Raw genomic sequence first — 18,417 nt, 5'->3', positions numbered from 1 at the left:
CATCGAGGCCGCGGTGTCCGCGGCCTCTTGCAAGAATGATTAAATGGTGAAGGCGTCCTGCAGCAGTTTTTCCTGCTGTTCGGCGTGCATGGAGGCATAACCGACTGCAGGTGCTGCAGAGGCTTCACGACCCGCGTATTGCAGGAACAGCTCCTTCTTATGCGCGACGGCAACGCGACGCATATGATGTTGGCTGCAATACCAGGCACCCTGGTTCATCGGCTCTTCCTGGCACCAGACGATGCTCTTGACGTTCTGGTAAGGCGCCAGCACCTCAGCCAGATCATCTTCCGGGAACGGATATAGCTGCTCCAGGCGAACAATGGCGATGTCTTCGCGGCCTTCGTTGCGACGCTTATCCAGCAGATCGTAATAGACCTTGCCGCTGCACATGACAACGCGTTCGACCTTGCTCGGATCGATCTGATCGATTTCCGGAATCACGGTCAGGAACGAACCTTGGGTCAAGTCTTCCAGGGTCGACGTTGCCAGCTTGTGACGCAGCAACGACTTCGGCGTCAGCGCTACCAGAGGCTTGCGCAGCGGGCGGATCGCCTGGCGGCGCAACATGTGATAGACCTGAGCGGGCGTTGTCGGCACGCATACCTGAATGTTGTGCTCGGCGCACAGCTGCAGGTAACGCTCCAGGCGCGCGGACGAATGCTCCGGCCCCTGGCCTTCGTAACCGTGCGGCAGCAGCATCGTCAATCCGCACAGACGGCCCCACTTGTGCTCGCCACTGGTGATGAATTGGTCGATGACGACCTGAGCACCGTTGGCAAAGTCACCGAACTGCGCCTCCCATACTACCAATGCGTTAGGCATGGTGGTGGCATAGCCGTACTCGAACGCAAGTACCGCCTCTTCCGACAGGAAGGAGTCGTACAGGTCGAAGCGAGGCTGGCCTTGGTAGAGATGCTGGAGCGGGATGTAAGTGCTGCCATCCTTCTGGTTGTGCAACGCCGCGTGGCGGTGCGAGAAGGTCCCGCGGCCAACGTCCTGGCCACTGATGCGAACTGGATGACCTTCGAACAGCAGGGTCGCGTAAGCCAGTGTCTCGGCATAGCCCCAGTTGATGGCAAGCGCACCGGCACCCATCTTCTGGCGGTCTTCGAGAATTTTCGACACTTGACGTTGAACGACGAAGCCTTCCGGCACCGCCAGCATCTTGCTGGACAATTCCTGCAGCGCTTTTAGCTCGAAACGCGTGTCGTATCGAGCAGTCCAGGTATGGCCCAAGTACGGCCGCCAATCGACGAACAGCTCCTTGTTCGGCTCCTTGACCAAGCTCTTGACCACGTGAAGACCGTTATCAAGCGCGGCGCGGTATTCGTCGACCTTGGCCTGGACCTGATCATTGTCGAGCACGCTCGATTGCGTTAGAGCATCGGCATACAGCTCACGCGTGGTGCGCTGTTTGGCGATTTTCTGATACATGAGCGGCTGAGTGCCGCTGGGCTCGTCCGCTTCGTTGTGACCGCGACGCCGATAGCAGATCAGGTCGATGACGATATCGCGCTTGAACTGCATCCGGTAGTCAACAGCAAGCTGGGTGACAAACAGAACTGCTTCAGGATCATCCGCGTTCACGTGGAAGATCGGCGCCTGAATCATCTTTGCGACGTCGGTCGCGTACTCGGTGGAGCGCGCGTCCTCCTGCTTGTTGGTGGTGAAGCCAACCTGGTTATTAATCACGATCCGGATGGTGCCGCCCGTGCGGTATGCACGAGTTTGGGACATCTGGAAGGTTTCCATAACGACGCCCTGCCCCGCAACGGCGGCGTCACCGTGGATGGTGACTGGCAGTACCTTGTCACCCACCGCATCGCAACGACGATCCTGACGAGCGCGAACTGAGCCTTCAACCACTGGCGACACAATTTCCAGGTGCGAAGGGTTAAACGCCATCGCCAGGTGTATTTCGCCACCCGGAGTCATGACGTTGGAGGAGAAACCCTGGTGATACTTAACATCACCGGAGCTGAGCCCTTCGACCTTCTTGCCTTCAAACTCGTCGAACAGGTCGCGTGGGTTTTTACCGAAGGTATTGACCAGTACGTTGAGACGGCCGCGGTGGGCCATGCCAATGACGATTTCCTTAGTGCCGTAGGAGCCTGACCGCTGGATAATTTCGTCCAGCAACGGAATAAGGCTCTCACCACCTTCCAGACCAAAACGCTTGGTACCCGGATACTTGGTACCCAAGTACTTTTCGAGACCTTCAGCAGCTGTAAGGCGCTCAAGCAGGTGGCTCTTGATTTCAGGCGAAAAGGACGGACGTCCACGAACGCTCTCGAGCCGCTGGATAAACCAGGTGCGCTGGTCTGAATCGACGATGTGGGTAAATTCAGCCCCGATAGTGCGGCAATAAGTCTCTTGCAGCGCCTGGTGAATCTCGCGCAAAGTGGCCTGATCTTTGCCCATGGCAAGGTCGCCGGTACGGAACACCGTATCCAGATCTGCGTCGGTCAAGCCATAGTTATTGATCGCCAGATCAGCTGGAGCCGGGCGCTGTTGCAAGCCAAGCGGGTCGAGCTGGGCAGTCTGATGGCCACGCATCCGATAAGCTTGGATCAGACGCAGGACTTCGACCTGTTTCTTCTCATGCTCGCTACTGACGCTGGCGGCTGAAGCAGGCTGAGCACGACGTTGGTTCTTTGCCAACAGTACGAAGTGATCGCGGATTGTCGAATGCGATACATCGGCCGCAGCGCCACCGCTGACCGGCAGCTTCTGGAAATAGGTGCGCCACTCTTCGGGCACAGCGTTGGGATCGTGCAGGTAGAGCTCGTAGAGCTCTTCCACATAGGCAGCGTTACCACCGGATAGGTGGGCACTGTCCCACATGCGCTGCATTACGCTTTCTTGCATGTCTGGTCACCTTCGATAAGGAGACACCACCAGCGTGGAGACCGCAGCATGACTTCCCAAGTTCTGAAGCAGCGACCCAGGTAAAGCCACTACGGACCGCGCAGATAGTTTCCGAGAACCACCCCGGATGCCCCTGCTGGTCATCAAATTTTCAGAGCGAAACCCCGGCTTTGTGAGCTGGGATTCCTACTAAGACTACGGCGCCGAGTTTGAACTCTGGCGCCGTAGGTGTCGCGGTGAAGCATTAAGGATCTGCAACTACTATCAATAACCGCAGACACCTCGAGGGCATCAGGTTGCGCTCTGCAGCAGCATGTTCCGAACATGGCCAATGGCCTTGGTCGGATTCAACCCTTTCGGACAGACGCTGACGCAGTTCATGATACCCCGGCAGCGAAACACGCTGAACGGATCGTCTAGCGCAGACAGACGGTTCTCGGTTTCGGTGTCGCGGCTGTCGGCCAGGAAGCGATAAGCCTGCAGCAGCGCAGCGGGCCCGAGAAACTTATCTGGATTCCACCAGAAGGACGGGCAGCTCGTCGAACAACAAGCGCAAAGGATGCACTCGTACAGACCGTCGAGCTTCTCTCGATCTTCCGGACTCTGCAGACGTTCGATAGCCGGAGCCGGTGTATCGTTCATCAAATAAGGGCGAACCTTCTCGTACTGCTTATAGAAGATGCCCATATCCACCGCCAAGTCACGAATAACTGGCAAACCAGGTAGCGGACGAACCACAAGCTTGTTGCCTTTGACTACAGACGAGAGTGGTGTGATGCAGGCCAGCCCATTCTTGCCGTTCAGGTTCATGCCGTCAGAGCCACAAACCCCCTCACGGCATGAGCGACGATAAGAGAAGCCTTCGTCCTGTTCCTTGATGAGGGCGAGCACGTCCAGCACCATCAGGTCCTTACCATCGGTATTGACCTGAAAGTCCTGCATGTAGGGCTTGGCGTCTTTATCCGGGTTATAGCGATAAACGCTCACTTGCAACATATCAGCGACCTCAGTAAGTCCGAACCTTAGGTTCGAAAGTCGGAACAGTCTTCGGAGAGAAGTTCACGGCACGCTTGGCTACGCGCTTCTCACCCGGGAAGTACAGGGTGTGGCACAGCCAGTTTTCGTCATCACGCTCTTCGAAATCCTCGCGGGCATGCGCGCCGCGCGATTCTTTGCGATTCTCTGCAGCGATGGCAGTTGCTTCAGCCACTTCCAGCAGATTCTGTAGCTCCAGCGCTTCGATACGGGCGGTATTGAAGGCTTGGCTCTTGTCAGAAATCTTCACATTGGCGATGCGCTGGCGGAGATCAGCAAGCTGGGCAATGCCCTTCTGCATGTACTCGCCGGTACGGAATACACCGAAGTAGTTCTGCATGCAGCTTTGCAGCTCTTTACGCAGCGAAGCGACGTCTTCGCCTTCGGTCCGCTCGTTCAAGCTGGCGAGACGACTCAGCGCAACGTCCAGATCGGCCTCAGTCGCACCGCGATGCTCGATACCGTCCTTCAGCGCTTTTTCTAGATGAAGACCGGCGGCGCGACCGAATACAACGAGGTCAAGCAGAGAGTTGCCACCCAGACGGTTAGCGCCATGAACCGATACGCACGCCACTTCGCCTACCGCGAATAGCCCTTCAATGATCTTGTCATTTCCATTGGCATCCTGGGTCATTGCTTGACCGTGGATGTTAGTGGCGACGCCACCCATCATGTAATGACAGGTCGGAACTACAGGCACCGGAGCAGTGACAGGATCGACATGCGCAAAGGTTTTCGACAGCTCGCAGATGCCCGGTAGACGGCTATGCAGTACTTCCTCACCCAGGTGGTCGAGCTTCAGCATCACGTGGTCGCCATCTGGACCACAGCCGTTGCCAGCCAGAATTTCTTTAACCATGGAGCGAGCAACTACGTCACGACCCGCCAGATCTTTCGCGTTCGGCGCGTAACGCTCCATAAAGCGCTCGCCGTGCTTATTGATCAGGTATCCACCTTCACCACGGCAACCTTCGGTTACCAACACACCGGCACCAGCGATGCCGGTCGGATGGAATTGCCACATCTCAATATCCTGAACCGGCACACCTGCGCGCAACGCCATGCCAATACCGTCACCGGTGTTAATCAGCGCGTTAGTGGTCGATGCGTAGATACGCCCTGCACCTCCGGTAGCCAAGACCACAGCCTTGGACCGGATATAGACCGTTTCGCCATTTTCGATGCAGATCGCGATGATGCCCACGATGGCGCCATCCTGATTCTTCACCAGATCCACGCCATACCATTCGTTGAGGAAGGACGTGCCCGCCTTCAGGTTGGCCTGATACAGAGTGTGCAGCAGCGCATGACCAGTACGGTCAGCTGCCGCGCAAGTGCGAGCAGCCTGCCCACCTTTGCCATAGTCCTTCGACTGACCACCGAACGGACGCTGGTAGATGCGACCCTGCTCGGTTCGGGAGAACGGCAAGCCCATGTGTTCCAGCTCGAAAACAGCCTCCGGACCAACGGAACACATATATTCGATAGCATCTTGGTCGCCGATGTAATCGGAGCCCTTAACGGTATCGTACATGTGCCAGCGCCAATCATCGTTCGGGTCAGCCGAAGCGATCGCACAGGTGATGCCACCTTGTGCGGATACGGTATGCGAGCGGGTCGGGAAAACCTTGGTTACCACAGCAGTTTTGTGACCACCTTGGGCCAACTGCAGTGCGGCGCGCATGCCCGCACCACCGCCACCAATAATGATGGCGTCATAAGAAAGAGTACGAATGCTAGCCATGGATCAGATACCCCAAAGAATCTGCACGCCCCAGACGAAGAAGGTGAACATAGCTATGCCACACACCGCCTGGAAGAGAAAACGCACGCCGGTAGCCCACTTACCGATTGCCATGCTGGTCAGGTAGTCGGTGGAAATCGTCCACATACCAACCCATGCATGAACACTGAGGGCAACGAGTGCAAGGAGACTGAAGATGCGCATCCACTGAGCGGAGAACAGCGCATGCCACTGAGCGTAATCCAACCCCGGATTCGCAATGAGGTATCCGATCAGAAAGAGAAAATAAGCCGCCAGGACCACCGCTGAAACGCGCTGGGCCATCCAGTCATACAGACCCGAACGGGAAAAGTTGGTGACATTGGTTACCATATCCATACTCCCGCCAGAACGATCAGCACTGCCGATACGGCCAAAACGATTTTCGAGCCCAGCTTCCCGCCTTCCAGCGTTTCGCCATGGCCGGTATCCATGACCAGATGGCGCACACCGGCCACCAGGTGATACAGCAACGCAGAGAGCAAAGCCCAGACCACCAGCTTCGCCAGCGGACTACCGAGATACGCCTTCACCTCTTCAAAGCCTTCGACAGAAGACAAAGAGACATCAAGCGCAAGCAGCAGGACGGCCACACCAACAAACAAGATCACGCCAGAAATGCGGTGAAGGATTGAGGTGTAAGCAGTGATTGGGAGTTTTATTGTCCTAAGATCTAGGTTTACAGGTCGTTGGCTTTTCACGGCTTTTTTTCACACTTGAGAGCCCCGAAACCGCAGGGCAAAGTTGTTGGGAAGAGCACGCAGCGGTACCCGCCACCCACGAGTGACAACCCACAGGAAACTGCCTGTAAGGCCCCTGCCGGTCGGTCGCCGATTATAAACAGTTAGGTCGCTAATGACAATGTGGTGAAGTGCCACTAAAGGCGGATGGCGCCTCGGTTTGTAATTCGCGTAAATAGCTTTTTCTGTGTTGCGAATTCACCCCTAACCCCCTCTACAACTGGCCGCTCGCCCAAATTGACTTTGTGATTTATCTCACTATAGTGATGCGGGCCCTGCGTGGGGGGCCATGATGATTCCAAGCATAAAACAGGAGGCCATACATGGCTGACAAAAAAGCGCAGTTGATCATCGAAGGCGCAGACGCCATCGAACTGCCCGTTCTATCCGGCACCGTAGGGCCCGACGTAATCGACGTACGAGGCTTGACCTCCACGGGTCGCTTTACCTTCGACCCCGGCTTCATGTCCACCGCCTCTTGCGAATCCAAGATCACCTATATCGACGGTGACAAAGGAGTTTTGCTTCATCGCGGCTACCCGATCGAGCAGCTGGCCGAAAAAGCCGATTACCTCGAAACCTGCTACCTCTTGCTAAACGGCGAGCTGCCTACTGCTGAGGAAAAAGCAAAGTTCATCAGCACCGTCAAGAACCACACAATGGTTCACGAACAGCTCAAGTCTTTCCTCAACGGTTTCCGTCGTGATGCACATCCGATGGCCATCATGTGCGGTGTTGTAGGCGCGCTCTCGGCCTTCTATCACGACTCTCTGGATATTAACGACCCGCACCACCGCGAAATTTCGGCGGTTCGCCTGGTCGCGAAGATGCCAACACTGGCCGCCATGGTTTACAAGTACTCCATGGGCCAGCCGATGATGTACCCGCGTAACGATCTGAATTACGCTGAAAACTTCCTTCACATGATGTTTAACACACCTTGCGAAGTGAAGCCGATCAGCCCGGTTCTTGCAAAAGCCATGGACCGCATCTTCATTCTGCATGCGGACCACGAGCAAAACGCCTCGACGTCCACCGTACGCCTAGCCGGCTCAACCGGCGCCAACCCGTTCGCCTGCATTGCTGCTGGTATTGCAGCGCTGTGGGGCCCGGCACATGGCGGCGCCAACGAAGCCGTACTCACCATGCTGGACGAGATCGGCGACGTTTCGAACATCGAAAAATTCCTTGCCAAGGCCAAGGACAAGAACGACCCATTCAAACTGATGGGCTTCGGCCACCGCGTCTACAAAAACTTCGACCCACGCGCCAAGGTAATGAAGCAGACCTGCGACGAAGTACTCAGCGAGCTCGGCATCAACGACCCGCAGCTCGAACTTGCAATGAAGCTTGAAGAGATCGCGCTGAACGATCCCTACTTCGCCGAACGCAACCTCTATCCGAACGTTGACTTCTACTCCGGCATCATTCTGAAGGCGATCGGCATTCCAACCAGTATGTTCACCGTGATCTTCGCGCTTGCACGTACTGTCGGCTGGATCTCGCACTGGAAAGAAATGATTGCGATGGGTCAGAAGATCGGTCGTCCGCGCCAGCTGTACACCGGCCACCCGCAACGGGACCTGAATCGCTAAGGCAGCGCGAACCGCCTTACCCTGAATAGACCTACAGCTTTTTAGGGTTAGCTACCTCAACGCCCAGTGCAGCGCACTGGGCGTTTTTTTATTTCTGGACCGAATCGGTCCACACCCACCGTTGTGATTGCCGATCACTCCACACCGAGCTTACGAGCCGATCAAGACCGTGGTACTGCCGAGGCAGCACCTCATTTTCGCTGACTCATTCCCTCAGAACGCCGGTAGCCGCAACCCTCATCATCCATGCCGCGCTGGATGCGCTGATTTAGCTCGGCTGCAGCACTGGCGTCCCGAGCGATGAATTAATAGATAGCACGCCTTAGCCGAGGCAGGCGCCCGATAGCGGGCACGAGTGAGTGACACAAAAAATCGACGAGCAGCTTTCCCCTCCGCGCCGCTTCCTGACGCATCGCTACGCTCAGCTTGCCGCCCCAGACCTTAGCACCCCAGAACCGGCTGCACCTTATGTCCTACAGCTACCTAAGTCGGCTCCACTGCCAAAAGTTGCGCCAGCACAAGCATGAATCCGAGCCTTTGACGCTCGGCATGCACCCACGCACAGCCGGACAGTAGCGCGGCTCGCCGGCACTAAAGGACTGAAGGATGCCTAACTCAGCATTGCGACAACGAGGAGCGATATGACGAGGCCGCCAGCCGCAAGCGACACAGCATCACTGAAGACTCGTGCACCTCGAGCTACCGCAATTTTGCCGCCAGAGAGCCATACCGAAGCGACAAATCCATTACCACGCAATCGCCACCCAGCAGGAGCTTCTAGATTTGTAGCCCGAGCGCTCAAAACCCGGCAGACCTCGCAAGCAGAAAGCGGGAAAACTCTGACGCATCAGAAAACCTCAGACATAAAAAATCCAGTCACTGTTAAGTGACTGGATTTTCTGGGGACTTTTGGTCGGGACGGAGTGATTCGAACACTCTACCCCTTGCACCCCATACAGGTAAATAACTGTACTAACGAGTCCAACCCGATCCAAGACCGGCCATCAAACCATTGATTTTACTGGCTTCCCGCCCTTTTCTTGTCCAAAATACTCCGAAGCCATACGACCAAAGCCGATCTCAATTGGCAACCAATTGGCAACCAGACAATCTCAAGTGGCAACGAATTGGCAACGGAGAAGCCCCCAAATGGCCAAGATTACAGATCGTCAGATGACCGCTAAACCCGGCGCAAGCGACAAGTGGCTGAGCGAGGTCGCTATTTGGGGGCACGGCAGCCTGGTCGCACGTATCACCCCGAGCGGCGAACGCCTCTTCTATTTTCGCTACACCAACGGTAGCAGCGAGCGCGTGACCTTCCCCATCGGCACCTACAGCCGTGACGGAAGCGAAGGAACGATGACGCTCGCAAAGGCGGGGCTAAAAGCCAAGGAGCTTGCTGGGCTTCATAAATCTGGTATCAAGGATGTTAAGCAACATCTCGAGGCGGAGGAAGCCGCCCGTGTCGCTTCGCGTGACGCTGAGCTAGCGCGGATAGCTGCTGCCGAAGCAGTCGCGAAAGCGGCCGCAGCCCGACTAGCTGCTAGGAAAACTGTATGGGACCTATTTGATCATTGGGCGAAGGTTGATCTGATCAACCGCAAGGATGGCGGCGATGAGGTTCGCCGTATGTTCAACAAGGACGTCCTACCGCGTCTCGGCGCCCTGCCTCTTGATGAGGTAAGAAAAGGCCATATCACAGAGGTGACTGACGCTTTGTTAGCCCGCGGTGTGAACCGCATGGCCAAGCTAATTTTTAGTCTGATGCGACAGATGTTTCGATTTGCAGTTGACCGAGACCTTCTCAATTATGATCCGACCGCAAGCATCCGCAAATCCAAAATCGGCGGTAAAGATGTTGAACGGGATCGGGTGCTTAGTGAAGGAGAGATTTCGCTCCTCGCTACGCAGGCCCCTAATGCGGGCCTCCTTCCTTCGACGGAAGCGGCAATCTGGATCGCCCTTTCCACTTGCTGCCGTATCGGCGAGCTGATGAACGCGCGCTGGGAAAACATCGACCTGAAAGCAAGCAGCTGGGTCATCCCAGCTGAAGATAGCAAGAATGGCAAAGCTCACTCTGTGACCCTATCCAATTTTGCCATCTACCAGTTCAAGATAGTCAAGGCCTTCAGCGGAAAAAGCCAGTGGTGCTATCCAAACACCAAAGATACCGGCCCAGTCTGCTCCAAAACTGTGACCAAACAATTAGGTGATAGACAACGCCAGCCTGACCAAGGAATCTTGAACAACCGCAGCGCCAAAGCCCAAGCTCTTATATTAAAAGGTGGGAAATGGACCCCCCATGACCTCAGGCGAACCGGTGCGACTCTAATGACTGCACTAGGCGTTCTTCCAGAAGTCGCTGAACGCTGCCTCAATCACACCGAGGAAAACAAGGTAAAGCGCACGTACCAGCGACATAGCTACACGAAGGAAATGGCTGCAGCCTGGCTGGTCCTCGGCCAGCACCTGAGGCAGCTGACCCGGCGTGCCTCGTCGTGGACAGGCGAAGCAACGCAAACATCCAAGACGGGCTTCTCGTGAGCCGCGCGCAGATTTAAGTGAACCAACCACCGAGCGGCGTCACTGCATAGCGACACACATCAACCCGGAGTACTCACGCAAATCGAATAGGTACTTCAACACAATAGACCACTTAACAAAGACTAAACGCCGCACACTTTTAATCGAGCAGTTGACCTCCCAACTCAAGCCGCATGGAAATACATGCAAAACCACACACAGCGGCGCCACTAACAACTCACCAGATATTAAGATAAGAAATGACAATGTCCTCCGCACCATTACTTCCAAGCGAAATAAGCAACCAAGACATCCAGACCGTCTTAGCGAAAGCATCGATGCAGCTAAGAACAATCTTGGAAGAGCTTTGGCCGGACGAGGATGGCTATGGATTCAGCAAACGCATTGATAAACTCCTAAACAGCAGTATCATCAGCCATGAAACAATTGTTTCATGCTGGACCGGTAGCAAAGAGCAAGCCAACCCCTAACACTTAACTTCTTCTACGCCAAGCTATATCAGCGTGCAGCAATGAAAGAGCTTGAGCAAAAAAACATTCCACAAGCAGAAGCCTTATCACCGCATCTGGCCTACTATTTAGGCTTTGTTTCGGGATACGCACAAATTATTGAAAACGCCGCGAACAGCCTGAAGGGCCCGTCGCACGGCGGCCAGGCCACAAAGGCAATCAGAACCGAGGTAGAAGGCCATTTAGTCGAGCTACTAAAATCACCCCCCAGCGGGGCATGGAGAAGCGTTCAACAAGCAGCAGCTCACCTGGAAAAGCCGTTAGATGACTTCATTAAGTCGCGTCATTATTATCGCGTCATCTCAGACACTGCGGATTTCATTCTAAAAGCTCTCTCGAAGCGGGGAATCCCTAAAACCACCTATCAATCCCACAAAAAAAATTAACCAGGAAAAACTAGAGCGTCACGCACCTAGTCTTTCTGCGTTTAAAAAACTCTAGACGCCTATCAAGCCATAACTCATTCAGCGCCGCATCCAAGCGCAACTTATTCCTCAGCCCACAAGGCCCGTATTGGCGAATATAGTTTATTGGCATCCATTTACCTCCTTCTTCGCGGAACTTTTGCAGCCAATTATCTAATTCTATTGCATCGCTAATTTCCTGTCGTTGCGGCATAAACAACCGATAAAATTCATCAGAACACCAAGCACAAAAATCGATTGCATAACCAAGTGTGGCCTTCGAGATTTCGGTCTCTCCTTCTTCAAACACATGCAAAAGCGCGGCAACACGTGCAATATTGTCAGCCAACTTCGAGGCGTGATCGCCTAGCCCATAGAACCTCTCATGATCCGCTATTTTAGACTCGATTTCGTTAAATGCATCTAGCCACAACCGTGCGGCCTCGGGAGAGAAATCCAATACCGTTCGGCTAGCGGAAGCGTCATCTAGGAGACGGAGATTTTGACGTGCAATTGTGGCAAGTCGTTTTTGAAAATCTTCTTTGTGCTTCCACGAAAGAACCCCGTTCTTTATAAGCCTACTTCCCTGTGTTGACTCAGGATGACAGACCAAGAAACGAGCCCAAAGACCAGAGCCTCTGGCCTTTTCCCCACAACGTCTCACATATTCTTCGAAAGCGCTTTTCTGAGCCATTATCGATACTGTCAACCTAGCGTTGATAAGCTCGTAACTGTCTGCTGCCTTTCGGTCAACCGTAATAGAGTCTCCACTCCAAATAGCGTTAAACTTAGGAAGATCATTAAGAGCTCGCCCGTTGAGCACGCTCCCACCCTCACTTGATATCAAGCCGGCAGTCGACAAATCACTATTCAACCCCCAGAAAAGCGCTTCGGGCGTTGAGTCATCATAAATAATTTTGAACCGCTTGGGCTTGGCAGGCTTCTGCTCCTCATGCGCCAACAGACGCGCTTCCTCCTCGCCGGTAGACTCTCCCTTCTCTGTATTTTTCCCTATAGCCTTAAGAATTCTTTTGTTTATTTCATTCCATATTTTTAACTTAGACTCCCACGTCTTTAAATTAGCTTGATGGGACAGATACTCGCTTCGTTGCAAGGCATTTATTGATCCCATAAAATGATTTTCTGTGGTCGACTTACGCTCTCCAGATTGAGCAATACTAAGCAACATAACGGACGTCGGAACACATTGACCATTCGGCTTGCGCACATCATAAAGTCCTTGCAAGGCTACTGATAAGGCGGTTAACGCAGAGAAACAGATCAGAGGCTGCGGGGCTTGGATATTGTTCTCTGCCTCCCTTATCGCCGAAGAAAAAAGCCATTTGCGCGGCAAATACGGGAACGGTGCATTGACCCTCGGCAGCACTGCTGAGCTCATTGCCGCCCCCCTGCTCTATCGGCCACAGAAACAGAATCGAGCCAACGAACAACGTCCGACGAAAGCCAACCAACGGCGCCTCTGCTGCCCCCTGAAAGCCTGATCGGCCTAGGAAATGATGGGTTGTACCTAGGGGACCCACAATTCATCCAATCGTAAATGGTCGATCGCCCCACTCCGAGAAGTGCGCTCAACGTCTTTAACCGTAACACTGGGTCAACCGCTTGATCGTCGAAGCCCCACTGGTTGCTATCTCTCACGCCAACTGACCGTTGCATGCGCGTTTCCTCCGCTCAGAACCAATGCGAAGGGATGCTACGCAGCGAGAAGTTAGGTGTAACCGGCAGCGCTTTCCGATCAGAATTTTATTTAAGCACATCTATTGCTTTGTTCATTACATTCTGATCTCAGGGTAATCGGTGCATTGTTCAAAGCGCTAACCCCGCCGAATTACCGCCGCTATTTCTGCTATTGCTGCTATTCGTAGCAGCAATAGCGGGGTAGCGAAGCTCTCTCTCAGCCTCGTTGCCGTCTTGCACCTTTCACCGCAACGGCTGCAACGCCCTGCGCTCGCAGTTCCCTCGCCTCCCATAACGGGTCTAGCCCCAACGCGGCTGCGTCACCTGTAGCGGTTGATTGGTTCGGGATCGATGGCACCCTCGGTTCGTCATACAGCAGCGCTTCCAGGTATTCGATTGCGATTACCCCAAGGGTGAAGGTGGCCGTCCGGCCTACCCGCTGATGGCGATGCTGCGCGTACATCTGCTGCAGAACTACTGGTTTGGCTATAACGACCCGGCCATGGAGGAGGCGCTGTACGAGACCTCGATCCTTCGCCAGTTTGCGGGGCTGAGTCTGGAGCGCATCCCAGACGAAACGACCATCCTTAACTTCCGGCGGCTGCTGGAGCTGGCGGCTGGCATTCTGGCTGTGATCAACGGCTACCCGGGTGACCGTGGCCTGTCGCTGCGCCAAGGCACGATTGTTGACGCCACGCTGATTAGCGCGCCGAGTTTCACCAAGAACAAGGACGGCAATGCGACCCGGAGATGCACCAGACCAAGAAGGGCAACCAGTATTACTTCGGTGCCAAGGCACACGTTGGTGTCGACGATGAGTCGGGCTTGGTGCACAGCGTGGTGGTCACGGCGGCCAACGTGGCAACTGTCACGCAGGTACACAAATTGCTGCACGGCGACGAGAACGTGGTCTGTGCCGATGCAGGTTACACCGGCGTGGAAAAGCGTCCCGAGCATGAGGGCCGCCCGGTGATCTGGCAGGTCGCTGCACGGCGTAGCACCTACAAGAAACTCGATAAGCGCAGCCTGCTATACAAAGCCAAGCGCAAGATCGAGAAGGCCAAGACCCAGGTGCGCGCGAAGGTCGAGCACCCGTTCCGGGTGATCAAGCGGCAGTTTGGCTACGCCAAGGTGCGCTTCCGGGGGCTCGCGAAGAATACGTCGCAGATGGTTACGCTGTTTGTTCTGTCGAATCTGTGGATGGCTCGTAGGCATTTACTGACGAACGCAGGAGAGGCGCGTCTGTCATGTGGGAAATATCTGCTGCGAGGCGCTCGCAGCGGTTGAAACACGACATGCCGTAGGCGACCTGATCGATTCAGGTCATGTCAGACCTTGAAAAATCAGCGGAGTCTGAAGCCAGCCAGAAATTGACAGACAGCTACTTCAGAGCGTCCCTAACGGGTCCGCAGCTTCCCCCTTGGGTAAGGTTTTTGACGGGGACTTACCCTTCCAAAAACAGACGACTACTGTCCAGTGGTGTCAGTGTAGTGGATGTGTTTCTAAACCAATGGGGGGGGCGGAGCGCCGGAGACGGTTTTTAGCAAAAAAATTACAAACCTTCGCTAACGCGTCTAGAACTATATGTACATGCGGGACTGCCGCCGCACGTACCCGTCATCCGGGCGGTAGTGTATCGCAGTACGTGAGTGCTCACCAAGCATAGGGCAGATCTAGCGCAATGCAGTGTTGCGCTTCTAACAAGAATGATCTGAGCTGGAATGACCGTTTGATCGCTACGAGGAAGAAATCATGGGTTTCGCCATTCCAGACGATGAACGGTTGTTTATCGACCGCAGTATGGAAGATCGGATTGTCCTGACTGGCATCCGAGTCGAATTGGGACCCGATAAGGCTATTGCAGGCCGCAAACTCATCGTTCGCGCTACTGAGATAGAGATTCATGGACACATCAATTTACCTGGTGGTGTGATTGATCTCTTCGCGCAACGTATCACGGCCGCTGCTGGCTCAATTATCGACGTCAGCGGAGCCATAGGTGCACCCGATTTTACTGGCCGAGCGCCGGCCCTCTCAGGTGCTGGCCCAGGAGATGCTGGCCAAGCAGGTGAGAACGGGGGGGATGGTGGGCACGCTGGTCAGATCGATATCGTGTGCGAATCCATTGACGGTGAGCTGCGTTTGGTCGCAATGGGTGGAAATGGTGGCGCAGCGCAGAGTGGCGGCAATGGTATCGCAGGCGGTAAAGGTGGTGATATGCACGGCTGTAGCCCTCCCACGGCGGGGGGGCCTGGAGGAGACGCCGGCACTGCCGGGCGACCCGGCAAGGGGGGGAATGGGGGGACGGTAAGTGTCAGCGTGTATATGCCACTTGCGGATCCGAGCCAGGTTCAGATTTCAGTCTCAGCCGGAACACCGGGAGCCCCTGGCCGACACGGAGCGCCGGGAGCGAAAGGATTCGGTGGCAACGGCGGGACTTACGGAGAGTGGTACGCAGAGCCCTGCGTTGTCTGAACTAATGCTGATATAGCTTGGAGAGGATCATGTTGAGACGAGGGCAATGGGTTGAGGAATGCAGCTTCGCTGATGCGCCGAAAGGCCCCGAAGGTGCGAGGGTAACGACACCTCCTGCGGAGAACGATCCGGGCAACACTGGTTCGGTCGTTGTCCTTGTCGGTGACAGTGACGAGGCGAACCGAGTTATTCACGCGCAGTTGGGAAGGTCAACCAGCCTCCTTTATCTCGAAACCGCACTACGCGAAGCGGAAAGCCACTATGAAAATTCGGAATACGATGTCGCGCTGCAGCAGCTTACTTGGTTGGCAAAGTTAGTAATAATTCATCGCGTTTTTCGCAGCGCGCGCGAGTGCAATCTTGATTACGGTTTGCCATGTCAGGCGCTGGAACCAGCGCAAGAATTCCATGCTGTTCGCACAAAGATATTTGTCTTATTACGCCGCTTGGCCGCCAGCTTGGATTACTACGGCAACGTAGCAAACTTCGTTCCTCTTCTCGGCATATCGTTCTACTCAAGCGTGGCGGGCAAAATGATCGAACATGCAAGGATTGTTGAGTCAGCGTACATCAAATACCGTGATGCCCGCGATGATTGGTCCGTCGCACGTGCTGAGATTGTTCGCGGCCTCGAAAACCAATCTATAATGCTCGCCGTGCTCCAAGATCGCAAAGATAGAGTCGCGTCCATCGAAACGTTGCTGTTAAGAGACATCGAGTCCTTGGGGACCGCTTACCATCCGGCTTGGCGGCGCGTCGTCGGCGCAGGAGAGGATTTCAAAGATGCTGTAAGGCGCAAGTCTGGCTGCGAGTTTAAGGACGTGGTTACGGCGGTAGGAACGATAGCTGTTGCCGTGAGCACTGCAGGCACCGGCCTAGGCGTTGCGATGGCTGCGTGGAAGGCGTACGACCAGTTTGATAAGGAGAAGGAAGATCCTGAGGACAAGCTGGGCGACTTTGCAGAGGACAAGTACAAGATCAAGAAGGTGGTTGAAATTGGCGAGGGCATCGGCGGAATCGCAAAGGGCATCGGGCAGATTTCGGACCTACTAAAAGGTCCAGACCGCCCTGACATGCCAAACTTTCCATCGGACGCAGCAAAGCTATTGATGTCTCGAAAAGATTTACAGGCGACTGTCGATCCGTTTCTCCATCTGCCGGAGGCAAAGAAATATTTGCGGATCGTCGATGCATTTATAGAATTGGTAACGACCCGAAACAACAAGGTGGTCGAGTATAACGCCTTAGCAAATGTGCGGGCCGAGATGCTGTCAGACCATGCGAAGACCCATAGTGAGATCGCAAGGCTGCGTACCGGATTGGCGCAACCGAATGCGCGGCACCTCCCGGAGTTTGCCAGCTTTATGGGGCGAGCGAACGCCCAAAATAAACGAGTGCTGAAACAGATGCTCTACCATGAACATCGTGCTCTTGAATATTGGTCAGGCGCTGACTATCTATTCAACGTCGTCTCGGACAGCATCGACCATTTGGCACAAACCCATACCGATTTGTTTAACGCCATGGTGAAGGGGATGGAGCATAGCGGACGCTCTCCAGAAAAGATGACTTATGCGGATGGAGTCGCGAAATTCTCGGTTAAGGATGACGTCGGTCAGTTCGCTCTCGAAGATTTTAAAGCTTCTGGGAAAACTGTTTTCAGCCTGCCAATGGCTCGTTTCGATGGGTTGGCTCTAGTGAGATTCGCCAGTGTTCGAGTCTCGATACCGGGAATAAAATTGATGTCGACAGAGCGTGGTGACGATTCCGTGGTGCTACAGCTCATCCATTACGGAAAGGCCATGCTTACCACTCTCGAGAATAAGATTCTCGAGTTCAGCCACCAACCTCGCTCGACCCAAATATTTTATCACGTGAGCGAAAATGTAACCCGCAGCTTTAGCTTGGGCGGAGACGGCGACACATTTATCAAACTCGCGGCTAATGGGCCCTGGAGCATCGCAGTCGTATCGTCGAGCTACCACAGGGTTGATCTATCAGACGTTACAGATATCGTTATCGACTTTGAAGGCGAGTTTTTTTCTCTGCGCACCGTGGCTCCTCTCACCTTAATATTGAAGACAATTAGAGAAAAATAGTGGAATCCTGAAAGGCTGCTATTGGCCGATTCTGTTGAAAAATTCCCGTCGCGATTTTTACCCAAAAAGAGCGTTCGCGACGTTGAAATCTGGCTCGCCGCAGAAGGCTGGGCTGCTCTGTTTTTCACGTAGCAATGCCGTAACCGAGCGAATTTTAGAGCTGTAGAAAACCAGACTTCTTAGAAACCGAGTGTTTTCAACAGAATCAGCCGAAACAGCCTCGTACTACTGTCCGCTATAGGTCGTTCGTTATTCATCTCGAATGGCCGGAACCGACGCTTCGGTCGTTCATATCGCTTAATTTACGCCCAGCCGCGACGCGGCTTCGGTTTAGTTAATGGTTATGCCGCAATAAGCCAGACTAATCTTGACCAGGGTTTCTGTCCGCTTCTTTCTCGCGAACCTCCTTGTCGGAATGTCCGTGGCCGTAACTGCGGTCCTGGCTACCATCTGCTGGTTTGCCAAGATCACGCACGCGATGATCGCCGTTTGACTCACGGATGTGCTCGGCACGAGTACCATCTGAACGTTCGATGTCACGAGGCATATTGATTGTCTCCTACGTTGATGACGTTTGACAGGATGTCATGTCGTAAACGTTTCCGCTGCCCTGTAAGTAATTATTTTCTGAAAGAGATACTGCAAACGCAAAACTATTTCAGGA

15 protein-coding genes and 1 pseudogene are annotated in these 18,417 nt (G+C 54.4%); 6 read left to right on the top strand and 10 right to left on the bottom strand.

Annotated elements, in window-relative coordinates; all coding sequences use genetic code 11:
• Positions 1 to 39: 39 nt before the first annotated feature.
• The 5 genes from RT21_RS19330 to sdhC all read right to left on the bottom strand — a co-directional run bounded on the left by RT21_RS19330 (position 40) and on the right by sdhC (position 6,390).
• Positions 40 to 2,871, bottom strand: a complete 2,832-nt coding sequence (locus RT21_RS19330) for a 2-oxoglutarate dehydrogenase E1 component (protein WP_046164011.1) — start codon at positions 2,869 to 2,871, stop codon at positions 40 to 42.
• Between the two features lie 291 nt (positions 2,872 to 3,162).
• A complete protein-coding gene (locus RT21_RS19325; protein WP_045426311.1) occupies positions 3,163 to 3,867 on the bottom strand; it encodes a succinate dehydrogenase iron-sulfur subunit in 705 nt (234 codons plus the stop codon).
• A 10-nt stretch (positions 3,868 to 3,877) separates the two neighbouring features.
• Positions 3,878 to 5,650, bottom strand: a complete 1,773-nt coding sequence (sdhA, locus tag RT21_RS19320) for a succinate dehydrogenase flavoprotein subunit (RefSeq protein ID WP_045426308.1) — start codon at positions 5,648 to 5,650, stop codon at positions 3,878 to 3,880.
• Between the two features lie 3 nt (positions 5,651 to 5,653).
• On the bottom strand, positions 5,654 to 6,022 hold the full coding sequence (gene sdhD / locus RT21_RS19315; RefSeq protein WP_045426304.1) for a succinate dehydrogenase, hydrophobic membrane anchor protein: 369 nt from the start codon (positions 6,020 to 6,022) through the stop codon (positions 5,654 to 5,656).
• The gene (sdhC, locus tag RT21_RS19310; RefSeq protein WP_045426302.1) at positions 6,016 to 6,390 is read right to left on the bottom strand and encodes a succinate dehydrogenase, cytochrome b556 subunit; all 375 of its coding nucleotides are present in this window, start codon (positions 6,388 to 6,390) and stop codon (positions 6,016 to 6,018) included. The genes sdhD and sdhC overlap by 7 nt, the downstream gene beginning before the upstream one ends.
• A 362-nt stretch (positions 6,391 to 6,752) precedes the next feature.
• Here sdhC and gltA point away from each other — a divergent pair, with 362 nt between their 5' ends.
• The 4 genes from gltA (at position 6,753) to RT21_RS19290 (ending at position 11,463) form a co-directional block, all read left to right on the top strand.
• Entirely contained in the window at positions 6,753 to 8,024 is a 1,272-nt protein-coding gene (gltA, locus tag RT21_RS19305; RefSeq protein WP_045426299.1) for a citrate synthase, read from the top strand.
• A gap of 1,149 nt (positions 8,025 to 9,173) precedes the next feature.
• A complete protein-coding gene (locus tag RT21_RS19300; protein ID WP_046164010.1) occupies positions 9,174 to 10,568 on the top strand; it encodes a tyrosine-type recombinase/integrase in 1,395 nt (464 codons plus the stop codon).
• Positions 10,569 to 10,807: 239 nt separating this feature from the next.
• Entirely contained in the window at positions 10,808 to 11,038 is a 231-nt protein-coding gene (locus tag RT21_RS19295; protein ID WP_156155736.1) for a hypothetical protein, read from the top strand.
• A 41-nt stretch (positions 11,039 to 11,079) separates the two neighbouring features.
• On the top strand, positions 11,080 to 11,463 hold the full coding sequence (locus tag RT21_RS19290; RefSeq protein ID WP_046164008.1) for a hypothetical protein: 384 nt from the start codon (positions 11,080 to 11,082) through the stop codon (positions 11,461 to 11,463).
• A gap of 10 nt (positions 11,464 to 11,473) precedes the next feature.
• Here RT21_RS19290 and RT21_RS19285 read toward each other — a convergent pair whose 3' ends face one another.
• Both RT21_RS19285 and RT21_RS23380 read right to left on the bottom strand, forming a co-directional pair.
• A complete protein-coding gene (locus tag RT21_RS19285; RefSeq protein ID WP_046164007.1) occupies positions 11,474 to 12,880 on the bottom strand; it encodes a YfjI family protein in 1,407 nt (468 codons plus the stop codon).
• The gene (locus RT21_RS23380) at positions 12,877 to 13,158 is read right to left on the bottom strand and encodes a helix-turn-helix transcriptional regulator (protein WP_082082194.1); all 282 of its coding nucleotides are present in this window, start codon (positions 13,156 to 13,158) and stop codon (positions 12,877 to 12,879) included. Before RT21_RS23380 ends, RT21_RS19285 begins: the two co-directional genes overlap by 4 nt.
• A gap of 424 nt (positions 13,159 to 13,582) precedes the next feature.
• Between RT21_RS23380 and RT21_RS19280 the strand changes: the two are divergent.
• Positions 13,583 to 14,466, top strand: a pseudogene (locus tag RT21_RS19280) (IS5 family transposase); the annotation flags it as partial.
• A 366-nt stretch (positions 14,467 to 14,832) separates the two neighbouring features.
• On the opposite strand, the gene RT21_RS19275 reads toward RT21_RS19280, so the two are convergent.
• Complete coding sequence (locus RT21_RS19275) at positions 14,833 to 15,084, bottom strand: hypothetical protein (RefSeq protein ID WP_046164006.1); 252 nt, start codon at positions 15,082 to 15,084, stop codon at positions 14,833 to 14,835.
• A gap of 129 nt (positions 15,085 to 15,213) precedes the next feature.
• Positions 15,214 to 15,402 carry a hypothetical protein gene (locus RT21_RS19270; protein WP_046164005.1) on the bottom strand — a complete coding sequence of 63 codons (189 nt, stop codon included), beginning with the start codon at positions 15,400 to 15,402 and terminating at the stop codon, positions 15,214 to 15,216.
• A 281-nt stretch (positions 15,403 to 15,683) separates the two neighbouring features.
• Here RT21_RS19270 and RT21_RS19265 point away from each other — a divergent pair, with 281 nt between their 5' ends.
• A complete protein-coding gene (locus RT21_RS19265) occupies positions 15,684 to 17,753 on the top strand; it encodes a hypothetical protein (RefSeq protein WP_046164004.1) in 2,070 nt (689 codons plus the stop codon).
• A gap of 361 nt (positions 17,754 to 18,114) precedes the next feature.
• Here the strand turns inward: RT21_RS19265 and RT21_RS19260 are convergent, their stop codons facing one another.
• A complete protein-coding gene (locus RT21_RS19260; protein ID WP_156155735.1) occupies positions 18,115 to 18,300 on the bottom strand; it encodes a hypothetical protein in 186 nt (61 codons plus the stop codon).
• Positions 18,301 to 18,417 lie beyond the last annotated feature (117 nt).

It is taken from the genome of Pseudomonas sp. 10B238 (genome assembly GCF_000970615.1).
Taxonomy (GTDB): Bacteria; Pseudomonadota; Gammaproteobacteria; order Pseudomonadales; family Pseudomonadaceae; genus Stutzerimonas.
The sequence above is the reverse complement of the archived record's forward strand: the minus strand, read 5'-3'. Positions and strand labels throughout refer to the sequence as shown.